Source organism: Bifidobacterium sp. VU/mBH4 (B4), assembly GCF_058199535.1.
In genome coordinates this window covers 591,782-603,727 of the sequence record NZ_JBVPQJ010000001.1, presented here as the reverse complement: position 1 = coordinate 603,727, position 11,946 = coordinate 591,782, and the positions used below count along the sequence as shown (strand labels likewise).

9 protein-coding genes are annotated in these 11,946 nt (G+C 60.0%); 2 read left to right on the top strand and 7 right to left on the bottom strand.

What is annotated here, in order from left to right:
* Window positions 1-8 precede the first annotated feature (8 nt).
* Window positions 9-1,469 carry an NAD-dependent succinate-semialdehyde dehydrogenase gene (locus AC0AII_RS02605; RefSeq protein WP_490445979.1) on the bottom strand — a complete coding sequence of 487 codons (1,461 nt, stop codon included), beginning with the start codon at window positions 1,467-1,469 and terminating at the stop codon, window positions 9-11.
* 256 nt (window positions 1,470-1,725) lie between these two features.
* Between AC0AII_RS02605 and iolD the strand changes: the two genes are divergently transcribed.
* Window positions 1,726-3,600 (top strand): 3D-(3,5/4)-trihydroxycyclohexane-1,2-dione acylhydrolase (decyclizing), encoded by a 1,875-nt coding sequence (iolD, locus tag AC0AII_RS02600; protein ID WP_490445978.1) that lies wholly within the window; start codon window positions 1,726-1,728, stop codon window positions 3,598-3,600.
* A 183-nt stretch (window positions 3,601-3,783) separates the two neighbouring features.
* On the opposite strand, the gene AC0AII_RS02595 is transcribed toward iolD, so the two are convergent.
* From AC0AII_RS02595 to AC0AII_RS02570, 6 genes are all read right to left on the bottom strand, one after another.
* Window positions 3,784-6,426, bottom strand: coding sequence for an ATP-dependent Clp protease ATP-binding subunit (locus tag AC0AII_RS02595; protein ID WP_490445977.1), 2,643 nt, complete (start codon window positions 6,424-6,426; stop codon window positions 3,784-3,786).
* Between the two features lie 102 nt (window positions 6,427-6,528).
* On the bottom strand, window positions 6,529-7,533 hold the full coding sequence (locus AC0AII_RS02590) for a DUF3027 domain-containing protein (RefSeq protein WP_490445976.1): 1,005 nt from the start codon (window positions 7,531-7,533) through the stop codon (window positions 6,529-6,531).
* A gap of 68 nt (window positions 7,534-7,601) precedes the next feature.
* Window positions 7,602-7,991, bottom strand: coding sequence for a cold-shock protein (locus AC0AII_RS02585; RefSeq protein WP_490445975.1), 390 nt, complete (start codon window positions 7,989-7,991; stop codon window positions 7,602-7,604).
* An 86-nt stretch (window positions 7,992-8,077) separates the two neighbouring features.
* Complete coding sequence (locus tag AC0AII_RS02580) at window positions 8,078-9,982, bottom strand: sensor histidine kinase (RefSeq protein WP_490445974.1); 1,905 nt, start codon at window positions 9,980-9,982, stop codon at window positions 8,078-8,080.
* 19 nt (window positions 9,983-10,001) lie between these two features.
* The gene (locus AC0AII_RS02575) at window positions 10,002-10,760 is read right to left on the bottom strand and encodes a response regulator transcription factor (RefSeq protein ID WP_144085762.1); all 759 of its coding nucleotides are present in this window, start codon (window positions 10,758-10,760) and stop codon (window positions 10,002-10,004) included.
* Window positions 10,761-10,764: 4 nt separating this feature from the next.
* Entirely contained in the window at window positions 10,765-11,556 is a 792-nt protein-coding gene (locus AC0AII_RS02570; protein ID WP_490445973.1) for a TPM domain-containing protein, read from the bottom strand.
* A 69-nt stretch (window positions 11,557-11,625) separates the two neighbouring features.
* Here AC0AII_RS02570 and AC0AII_RS02565 point away from each other — a divergent pair, with 69 nt between their 5' ends.
* Entirely contained in the window at window positions 11,626-11,919 is a 294-nt protein-coding gene (locus AC0AII_RS02565; RefSeq protein WP_024626574.1) for a WXG100 family type VII secretion target, read from the top strand.
* Window positions 11,920-11,946 lie beyond the last annotated feature (27 nt).

Sequence of the window (11,946 nt, the reverse complement as noted above, 5' to 3'; positions counted from 1 at the left end):
TTAGAGTATCAGGGCACCAGCAGGGTGTACTTAGTGGTCATATATTCAAAGATGCCTTCGGCTCCTCCCTCTCTGCCGACTCCCGATTGCTTGACCCCGCCAAAGGGAACCGTTGCATCGGAGAGCACACCGGAATTGATGGCCAGGACACCAGACTCACTACGACGCTGCATAAGTTCACTACGCTTGATCGAACTGGTATAGGCATATGCCGCCAGCCCGTAAGGCGTGTCGTTAGCAGCCTGAATGCCTTCCTCGTCACTGCCAAAACGGCTCACAGCCAAAACAGGCCCAAAGATTTCCTCGGCGTATACCCGAGCCTGGCGGGGAACCCGGTCCAGGAGCGTCGGCTGGAAGTAGCGTTCTCCATGCTCATCCCTGTGACCGCCGACGACAAGCTCCGCACCTTGGCTGACTGCCTCATCAACCAGGCCGCTGATGCGCTCTACGGCCTTGACATCGATCAGGGGGCCAATATCGGTTGCCTCATCCATGCCGTCCCCCACGACCAGGGCCTCAATGCGCTCCTTCACCTTGGCCACAAACTGATCGGCAACCCCATCCTGGACCAGAATCCTGTTGGCTGAAGTGCAGGCCTCCCCATAGTTGCGGAATTTGGCCAGCATGACCCCGTCGACAGCCGCGTCAATGTCGGCATCGTCGAAGACTACAAACGGTGCGTTGCCACCCAACTCCATGGAAGTGCGCAGCACATTGTCGGCCGCCTGCTTCATCAGCTTGACACCCACAGGGGTGGAACCCGTAAAGCTCACTTTACGCAACCGCTGGTCTGCAAAGAGGGCATCTGAGATATGCGATGAGTGAGAGGTGGTGATGACATTGACCACACCCTGAGGCACTCCTGCCTGCCGAAGAATCTCCACCAGCGCCAACGTGGTAAGGGGGGTCAGCTCGGCAGGCTTGACCACCACAGTATCGCCGGCAGCCAGGGCTGGGCCAATCTTCCTGGTTCCCATGGCCAGCGGGAAGTTCCAGGGGGTGATCAGATAGCAGGGGCCCACCGGATCGTGGGTGACCAGACCCTTACGGCCGTCCGGCAGGTGGAAAGTCCTGCCATATTCACGCATGGCCTCCTCTGAGAACCACTTGAGGAAACCGCCACCGTAGTCCACCTCCCCCAGCGCTTGCTTGAAACTCTTGCCCATTTCCCGGGTCATCAGCTCTGCAAAAATCTCCTTGTTGTCCATCAGGGCCTCATAGGCCGTTTGCAGAATGTTCCTCCGCTCTTCCGGCGTTGACTGACCCCAGGACTCTTGGGCCCGGTCAGCACTGTCCAGGGCAGCCAGCGCCTCCTGCTTGTCCCCGTCTGATGCCTGGTAGAGCATAGAGCCATCGGCAGGGTTTTCTACAGCAAATACCTTGCCACTGTCGGCAGCCCTCCACTGCCCATCGATAAACAGACTCTTTCCCGACTGGGGAAGCACTGACTCGACCTTGTATTTCCACATACCGTCTATTCCTCCCTTTCGCCGCTTCTCTGCAGCAAACACATTCTTCTGCACGGATAAACACCTTCAACATACTAAATTTTAGACATTTTGTCCATTTAATGATATTTTTTGCATATGCTGTAAGTAGCATTGAGTTTGACAGCCATGACCCAGTCCGGTCCCAGGCAGAAGGCAGGCAGGGCAAGGACGCCTGTAGGCATGAGCCAGTGGCTACTCGAAGGTATGTATACATGAAAGCGAGGGATACATCGAAATGGTATCAACGATACGATTGACGGTCGGACAGGCCATTGTACGGTTCTTAGAGGCCCAGCAGGTCACCCGCGACGGACAGACCAACACCTTCTTTGGAGGAGCACTGGGCATCATGGGGCATGGCAATGTCGGCGGCGTTGGGCAGGCCTTTTTAGAGGAGAAAGAACGAATCCGCTTCATACAGGGACGCAACGAACAAGGCATGGGCCACATAGCCGTCGGCTACGCACGCCTGAAAAACCGTATGGGAGCCATGGCTGTGACCACCTCCATCGGCCCAGGAGCCGCCAACCTGGTGACAGCTGCTGGCACGGCAACTGTCAACCATCTTCCCGTCCTCCTGCTGCCCAGCGATATTTTCTCCACCCGTCGTGCCGGTTCAGTCCTGCAACAGATTGAAGATGAACGCTCCTATGACATCTCCGGCAACGATGCCCTGCGCCCCGTCAGTCGCTACTGGGACAGGATCAACCGCCCTGAACAGCTACCGGCCGCGCTCTTGGCAGCCATGGAAACGCTGACAGACCCGGCCAAGACAGGGGCGGTAACCCTCTGCCTGCCCCAGGATGTTCAGGCCGAAGCCTACGACTTCCCCACTTCCCTCTTCAAGGAACGCACTTGGAGGATCAGCCGGACCCGTGCGGATGCGGACGCTTTGGCTGCAGCCGCCGAAGCCATACGGGCCAGTAAACGTCCCTTCATTATTGTCGGCGGCGGTACAGTCTACTCTTCAGCCAGCCAGGAACTGACCGACTTCATTGAGCGCACCGGCATCCCAGTGGGCAGCACTCAGGCAGCCAAGGGCGCCGTAGCCTATGAACATCCCTTGAATGTCGGACCTCTCGGCTCCATCGGACTCAAATACGCCAATCAGCTAGCACGCCAGGCCGACCTGATCATCGGCATCGGAACCAGGTACACCGACTTTACTTCAGCCTCGAATACCATGTTCCAGGATCCCTCGGTACGCTTTGTCAATATCAACGTAGCCTCTTTTGATGCCAACAAGGAAGCAGCCATCGCGGTTGTCGGGGATGCCAGGGAGGCAATTCGTGAACTGGGACGGGCCTTGAAAGACTGGCAAGTACCTGCTGACTACCGCAGACAGGCAGAAGAGGCTGCAGATGAAGCAAGAGCGGAAGTTGTTCGGCAGACGCAGCATATTCCCGGAGACGACAAGCTCGGTCAAAAGGAGGTGATCGGCATTGTCAACAGTTTCGCCAAGCCTCAGGATGTGGTGGTCAACGCCGCCGGATCCATGCCCAGTGACCTGCAGAAGCTCTGGCGACCAGGATCCCCCCTAGGCTATTCCGTCGAATACGGGTACTCCTGCATGGGCTACGAAATACCAGCTGGCCTGGGAATGCGTATGGCGGCACCGGATCGGGAGATCTTCACCTTCATCGGGGACGCCTCCTTTCTCATGTACCACCAGGATGTGCTCACTGCCATCCAGGAACATGAAAAAATCATCATCATCCTGGTCGACAATCATGGATTCGGTTCCATCAACACTCTCTCCCATCAGGTGGGATCACAGGGATTCGAAACCCGCTTCTACATGAAGAATGAGCAGGGACTGGAGGACAAGGACCACTACCTGCCCATCGATTTTCCTAAGATACTGGAGGGGTATGGTGTACCCACCTATAGCCCCACCAATGCTGAGGAACTCAAAGATGCGGTCAAGAAGGCCGTCGACGGCGAGACCATAGCCGCCATCTACGTGACTGTAGACCCTGTTGTCCGCGACGACTCCTCCCAGGCCTGGTGGGATGTAGCGACACCCCAGGTGGCCCATATAGATTCCAGCAAGCAGGCCCACCAGACTTATGAGGAGGTACGCACCAAGGAGCAGAGGCTCTACCTGTAAACTTCTCTCTCATCCCTGACCAGGCCCTGCTGCAAAAGCAGGGCCTGCAGGGTGTCAGGATTGAACCGGGAGAGCCCGACAATAACAGTGATGGGGTGGGAACACAAGCCGTGTTCCCACCCCATCACTGTGGTTTGAACCTTGATTCGCCGCTGAACATCTCCAGAGACGATTCAGATCTGCTTACTCAGCTGAACCTTCTGATGGCTCATCGCCCAGGGGATGCTCTGCCCGCTCTACCTGGGAGGCATCCTCGGAAAGGTCGGCATCCGGGGCAGCAGACACCTGCGCTCCGACCAGTTCAGACTTCTGGTCCTGCCCATCAGCCGAGCTGGCCGCATGCCGGGGTCCCTCAAAGGGCTTGCCGGTGAAGGTGAACTCGCCCAGGATGCCCTCGCCTTCGGCATCAACCTGGACGGACTCGTTGTCCGTAAGGTCGCCCATGAGGATCTTCTCGGAGACCGCATCCTCGATGTCCCGCTGGATGACGCGGCGCAGAGGCCGGGCACCCAGGAGCGGGTCGAAGCCCTTCTCGGCCAGCAGATCCTTGGCCTTGTCGGTCAGATCCAGGGACATGTGGCGCTCAAAGAGACGATCGTTGAGCTGAGCGATGTCCAGATCGACGATCTGACGGACCTGGGGCTCGGTCAGCTGCTGGAAGACGATGATGTCATCCAGACGGTTCAGGAACTCGGGCCTGAACTGCTGCTTGAGCTCACTGGTCACCTGGTCCTTCATCCGCTGATAGGAGGTTTCGGTGTTGCCGCTCACATTGAAGCCGGTATTGGCCGCCTTGGCGATGTCGCGGGTTCCCAGGTTGGTGGTCAGGATGATGATGGTGTTCTTGAAGTCCACCATGCGACCCTGCCCATCAGTCAGGTGGCCGTCGTCCAGCACCTGCAGAAGGGTGTTGAAGATGTCCGGATGAGCCTTCTCGATCTCGTCGAAGAGGACCACGGAGAACGGCTTGCGCCTGACCTTCTCAGTCAGCTCGCCGCCCTCTTCATATCCGACGTACCCCGGAGGGGCGCCGAAGAGACGGGAGGTGGAGTACTTCTCCGAGAACTCGGACATATCCACCCGGATCAGGGCATCCTCATCGTCAAAGAGGAACTGGGCCAGAGCCTTGGCCAGCTCGGTCTTGCCCACGCCGGTGGGGCCGGCGAAGATGAAGGAACCTGCGGGACGCTTGGGATCCTTGAGACCCACACGGGTGCGGCGGATGGAACGGGACAGGGCGGAGACAGCCTCGTCCTGGCCGATGATCCGCTTGTGCAGCTCCTTCTCCATGCCCAAGAGCTTCTTGGACTCGGCCTGAGTCAGCTTGAAGACCGGGATGCCGGTGGTCGAAGAGACCACTTCGGCGATTACATCCTCGTCGACAACCATCTTGACGTCGGACTCACCCTCGTGCCAGGCCTGCTCCTTTTCCTTGCGCTCGGCCTCCAGCTTCTCCTGGCTGTCGCGCAGCTGAGCGGCCTTCTCGAAGTCCTGGTCCTTGATGGCCTGATCCTTTTGGGCGGAGATGCGATCCACCTTGGCATCCAGCTCCTTGAGCTCCGGCGGGGCGGTCAGCCGCTTGATGCGCAGGCGTGCGCCGGCCTCATCGATCAGGTCGATAGCCTTGTCAGGCAGGTTCCTGTCCTGGATGTAGCGTGCAGAAAGCTCAGCCGCCGACTGCAGGGCCTTGTCAGTGATAGTGACATGGTGGTGATGCTCATAACGGCCACGCAGACCCTTGAGGATCTCGATGGTCTGGGCGATGGTGGGCTCGGAGACCTGAATGGGCTGGAAGCGCCGCTCCAGGGCCGCATCCTTCTCGATGTACTTGCGGTACTCGTCGGTGGTGGTGGCACCGATGGTCTGCAGCTCGCCGCGGGCCAGCAGGGGCTTGAGCATGTCAGAGGCGCCCAGGGCCCCGTCAGCCGAACCCGCGCCGACGATGGTGTGAATCTCGTCGATGAAGAGGATGATGTCGCCGCGGGTCTTGATCTCCTTGAGCACCTTCTTCAGGCGCTCCTCGAAGTCGCCCCGGTAGCGTGAACCGGCCACCATGGAGCCCAGATCCAGCGAGTAGACCTGCTTGCCCTTGAGGGTCTCGGGCACATCGCCCTCATGAATCTTCTGCGCCAGGCCCTCGACCACGGCAGTCTTGCCTACGCCAGGTTCGCCGATCAGCACGGGGTTGTTCTTGGTCCTCCTGGACAGGACGACCATGACCCGCTCGATTTCATTGGCCCGGCCGATGACCGGATCCAGCTTGCCTTCAGCGGCCTCCTGGGTCAGGTTCCTGCCAAACTGATCCAGGATGGCCGAACCGGTCTGTCCGCCCTTGTTGGAAACGCCGCCGGCATTGGCCAGATCGCCCTTGCTAGCATCGCCGCCCTCGTGATTGCCGCGAATCATGTCAATAGTGGCGGTCCGCAGATCGCCCAGGTCCACACCCATCTTGATCAGCACCTGGGTGCCGACGCCCTCACCCTCACGGATGAGCCCTAGCAGAATGTGCTCAGTGCCAATGTAAGAGTGGCCCAGCTGAAGCGCCTCGCGCAGCGACAGCTCCAGGACCTGACGGGCGTGCGGTGTGAATGGGATATGCCCATTGGGGACCGCATTGCCCTTACCGATCATCTCCTCAACCTGTTTGCGGGTGGCATCCAGTTCCACGCCCTTGGAGGCCAGGGCCTTGGCGGCAACACCGTCACCTTCCCTGATCAGGCCCAGGAGGAGGTGCTCGGTGCCGATATAATTGTGCTGCAGGGTGCGGGCCTCTTCCTGCGCCAGCACAATCACCCGCCGCGCACGGTCGGTAAACCGTTCGAACATACTTGTCCTTCCCTTTGATCCGTAATTCACTCTACAGATTTACGGTGACGTTTATTCTCGGCCCGCCGGTGATTGCGCTCTGAACGCAACGAGGCCTTGGAATCAGTCCTGTGAGCCGTCTTCTGACTGCATCTGCTCCATGAGTTCCACCTCAGGGCGCTCCTCGCGGGGCTTCTGCCTGACCACGTCGATATGGAGATCGTCATAGGCCGGCTGGGACTGAACCCAAAGATGGGACTCCTCCTGGGGTTCGATCTCGGAATGCTCGCCGCAGCCATGATCCAAGGAGACCACGCGTCCGTCGTCCGGGCTCCAACGATTGGCGCAGACGCCAAACATGGTCCCCAGATCACCTGCCAAGGGAATCATGAAGCCGCAGGTCTCGCAGGCCTTGCCCTTGGCTGTGCGGGTCGACAGGGACTTGGGGCCGTGCTGCCCCTCGTACCAGCGCTTGGCGGTGGCCGTCCTGGCCTCGGCGGTCATCACGTGCCGGCGGCTCAGAGCGAAGCGGTCGACGGCCTCATCCAGGTCATCGGAAGAGGTCTGCGCGCCGAGGGGAATCTGATCATTCGATTCCTGCTCGTGAACGTCTTTTTCTCCACTTGGGCGGTCTGCCAGGCGGAAGACCACGCCGTCAGTCTCCTGATCGGCCCCATCAACAGCAGGGGAACTCGATTCTTGCTGACCTTCTTCATCATCTTCGGGGTTCTGCTGTACTTGAGAATTCTGATGGCTAGCTTGCGCTGGCTTGTATCCGGCTGTCAGCCTGGGGTCGTCGGGCTCGGTTCCCATGGCATCGGTCACGCTCAGATCCGAGGGCAGCAGGCGATCCTTCCAAGGAACCCAAGCGGGTGGCTGCAGGGCCGCATCAGTAGGCACCAAAGACGATTCATCCACAGTCCAGGTATCGGCATCCTCATCGCGGTAGAGGGTGACTGACCACTGCCAGCCCTCATAGCCCTTGATGGCCGAGGCGAACCGGTAGTCCCAGACTCCGTCCCCAATCAGGGTGCGGCCGACCAGCCCACCGACCTCATCGCTGTCGGCGGCCACGCTCAGAGCCACTCGCCTAGCCAGTTCCTCAGGATCCAGGTCCTCTTGAACCATCTATCACACCTTCATCATCAGTGGGACCGGATCAGACCGATCCACGTCGGATTTTTCTCGCCGTCTGCTCAGTCCGGCACGTCAAAGTCATCGGCCACAGCCCTTAAGAGGGTAGCCAGCTTGGCGGATTCAGCCCGACCTGGATAGTGGTGTCGACGCAGGCCATTGCCCGCGGAGTCCAGCAGCTTGATCAAGTCCTCCACGATGGCGGCCATGTCGTCCGGATCAGGTCGCTTGGCACGCAGAATGGAGGGGGTCGGCCCCACCAGCTTCAGCTCCAGGGCCTGGGGGCCCTTGCGGCCCTCAGCCACTGAGAACTCCACCCGGGATCCCTTGCGTATGGTGGACACTCCGGCGGGCAGGGCCGATGAGGGCAGGAAGACATCCTCACCTTGTTCATCCGTGATGAACCCGAACCCCCGTTTGGCGTCGTACCACCGTACTCTCCCGCTGGGCATGCTCTGCCACTTCCTTATGTTGCTTCTTGAACTGATATATCCGAGTTCAGTCTACCTGAACGGAAGGGGCAGGACGACCCATCTTGTCATAGGCGTACGGGACGATTGCCGGCCGAATTGGCCTGGTCCTCAGCGTGCCCCTGATCCCGGCTGCCGCCCTGGGGTATGACGATGGTGAAAGTCAAACCGCCCCCCGGGGTCTGCGAGGCGCAGATGAACCCCTGATGAGCTTTGACAATGGACTGGACAATGGCCAGTCCAAGCCCCGTGCCGCCCTTCTCCCGAGCCCTGGACGGGTCGGCCGTGTAGAAGCGCTCAAAGAGTCTGGATCTGGATTCCTCCGGGACGCCTGGCCCGTGGTCAACCACCCGGATGATGGCATAGTCGGTGCCCACATGGCTGTTCTCTGCTACCTGGATCGCCTCGGTCAGGTGTCCCAGCGAGGACTCAGTGGCCTCCAACCTGGTCAGATCCGCCGGTGCGATGGTCGCCTTGACCAGGCCCACTCCCACCTGGACCGGCGAATCAGATGGGGTGTAGCGGTGGATATTGCCTATGATATTGGTAATCACCTGACGCAGGCGGCTGGGGTCTCCAGTCACCGGCACCGAGGGCAGGGGACCCTCCTGGATGTCCAGACTGACGGCTGGGCCCAGGTGCCCGCCCACGGTGATCTTTTCCTTGTTGCGTCCCTTGAGGCCTGGCAGACCCTTGTTGGGCGTGACCGGCATCTCCTGGGGAGCGGGCTGATCTTCGGTATGCAGGCAAACCCTTCCGGTAACCACTTCTCTGCCCGGATCCAAGGCATGCAGGTCGTCGACCCCGTCTCGCACCAGTCCAGTCAGATCGACCGGCAGGGTCGTGTCGATCCCCCTGCCCTCATCCAGACGTGCAAGCGAGAGCAGATCCGTGACCAGGACCGTCATCCTGGTCGAAGAGTCTTCGATGTGCTGGATGGACTTGTCGGCCCGCTCCAGAGCCCCGGGATAGTCGCGCTGCATCCTGTAGAGCTCTGCGTAGCCGTGGATGGCGGCCAGAGGGGTACGAAGCTCATGGCTGGCATCCGAAACGAACTGCTTCATTTTCTCGGTGGTCTGGCGCTGCTCGTCGAAGGAATGCTCGATTCGCGCCAGCATGGCATTCAGGGATGCTGCCAGGGAACCCACCTCGGTATTCTCCGGGAAGCTGGGAATGCGTTGGGATAGGTCACCGGCCGCTATCTTGGCAGCAGTCTTCTCGATGCGTTTGAGGGGAACCAAGGTGGACTGGATCAGCAGGACCGAGATGACTCCGCCCAGAAGGACCACAACAACGGAAATGATCATGCAGAAAGCCGTCAGATCGTGCACGGCCTCGTCCTGGTCGCTCATGGACAGACCGATGAAGAGGATCCCGCTGATTTCGGAGCCGTCCAGTTCGTTGCGCAGCTTCCACTGCATGGCTACCACCCGCCAGGAGGCCCGGGCTCGCTTCATGGTGTCCCGGTCTGGCGAGGCCTGTCGCGAGACGCGCACATAGGCTGGCACCGTGGTCGGCTTGCCCAGGGGTATCGAGTCCAGGCTGCCGTCGGCGGGCAGACGCGGGCGGGAAATGACCCCGTTGACCTGCATAGGATTCAGATCGTCCGAAATAATGTGCAGCTTGTCGTCGCGGATCTGCAGGAAGTAGTCAGTGGGGCCAAGGCCATTCTTGCTCAGATCCTCCTGGCGCAGCAGGGTGGCGTTGCGGATGCCCAGGTTGGCCTGGCGGATCAACTGGGAGTCCGTGCGCTTCATCAGATAGTCGTCGGCCATCTGGCAGATGGCCACAGAGACACCCACCGTGCCCACGATGAGCAGGATGAGCATGCTGGCCACAAGTTTGGTGCTCAGGGGAATGGCAGCCAGCGGCGACCTGCGCATGAACCGACCCCTCGGTCTGCCGGAGCCCTTTCCCTTGCCGGAATCCGAACCCATGACGGAGTTGGTCCTGTCAGCCGACGGTTCTGCCATGGGAGTCGAGCCCAAGGGACTAGTCGCCATCGCCGCCATCCGATGCGTTCTGCCTAGGGGCCCGAATCATGTAGCCGATGCCCCGCTTGGTCTCGATCAGCGGGGTGACCTTGCGCTCCCCGCCGTGTCCGTCGCTGATGGTGATGCCATCCACCTTCTTGCGCAGGTAGGAGATGTAGGACTCCACAATGGCTGCATCCCCGCCCCAGTCGTACTGCCAGACATGGTCCAGAATCTGCGCCTTGCTGAGCACACGACCCTCATTGTCCATCAGGTAGCGCAGCAGCTTGTATTCGGTCGGACTCAGGTCGATGGGTCGCCCGGCCCTGGTGACGTCGTGCGAATCCTCGTTGATCTCCAGATCCCCCACCCGGATGATCGGGTCGTCCTCCTGATGCTCGCGCGTCCTGCGCAATATGGCCTTGATCCTGGCCACGACCTCCTCCAGGCTGAAGGGTTTAGTCACGTAGTCGTCGCCGCCCACAGTCAACCCCATGACCTTGTCCTGGGTATCATCCCTGGCCGTCAGGAAGAGCACCGGCGCCTCGATTCCCTCCTGACGGATACGAGAGGTGACCGTGAATCCATCGATGTCAGGCAGCATGACATCCAGGACGATCAGATCCGGCTGGGTGCGCTCAATGACCTGAATGGCCTCGGAGCCGGACGCCGCGGTCTCAACCGCAAAGCCTGCGAAGTGCAGAGAGGCCACTAGCAGATCCCTGATGGACGGTTCGTCGTCGACCACGACCAGTTGTGCTTGCGTCGGTTTGCTCATGGTTTCAGCTTGCCGCGTCTTTCTGGGTATTATCTGATAGTTTGCTGACCGTCTCTGTCGGGCGCGATTGTTTCTTCCCAGAGCTGGACTTGCGATGATGGGCCCCGGTTCGGCTACTGCGACGCCACCAAATCGTAACGGCTACGCCAAGCATGACCAGGACGACAACCGTCACCGAAAGAGCAATGATCATCACCCGGTGATGCCGGTGGTTTTGGTCAAGAGTCTCAACCTGGTCCATCATGGCCTTGGCCGAGCCCACCCAGTCGGGATTGCGGCCCTTGGTGACCGGCTCCAGAGCAGCCTGCGAGAGCTGATCTACGCTGGACTGATCCTTGAGCCAGGCCTGCGAGTTGCTGGAGACCGCCACGACCAATTTGCCGTCCTGAGAGGCCACAGCCAACAGAACCGTGTCGTGGGTGGGCTTCATCGATTCGAGCACCCTGGATGCCCAGGTCTCAGGCTTGACGCCCTGATAGAAATGCGGAAGGTAGAGCAGTCGGACCGATACTCCTGTCTGCTCGGCGGTTTCCTGGATAGCATCCTTGACGGATCCCACATCCGAACCCAGCAGATTCTGCGGATCGGTGATCGTGTCGGTCATGGTTCCGGCCCCAGTCTGAGGCTCATCGGCAATAGCCTTGGTCGGCCCCGGAACGCCGACCGTCAAAATCATCAAGAGCAGGAAAGCCAGCACCCGCCTCAAGGATGAGACGCCGACCGGATTCGTCTTGTGGAGGGGGACTCGTTCGACCACATGGGTCCGCGGACGGGGCAACTGCGTGAACACTGTCATAGTGTCCACAGTAGCGGTTGACGGCATTGGACTCCCCCACCATCACCGCCATTCACGGAAAGGACAATCATGACACGGTTCCAAGTTGATTCGGATCAGATACAGACGGCCTCCGGCGCGGTCAGTGGCTCAATAGGGGCCATCAGAGATGCCGTGGCGGGAATGTACACCAATCTGGACAATCTTCAAAGCGTCTGGCAGGGTTCGGCGGCCAGCCAATTCGCCACAGTGGCCCAGCAGTGGCGCGCCTCACAGGCTCAGATGGAACAGGCGCTTGAAGGTATCCAGGCAGCTCTGACACAGGCATCGTCGCTCTATGCGGACACCGAGGCCCAGGCCACCCGTCTCTTCGCCGGAGCCTGAGCACCAGACCATGGATGTTGGCAGCTT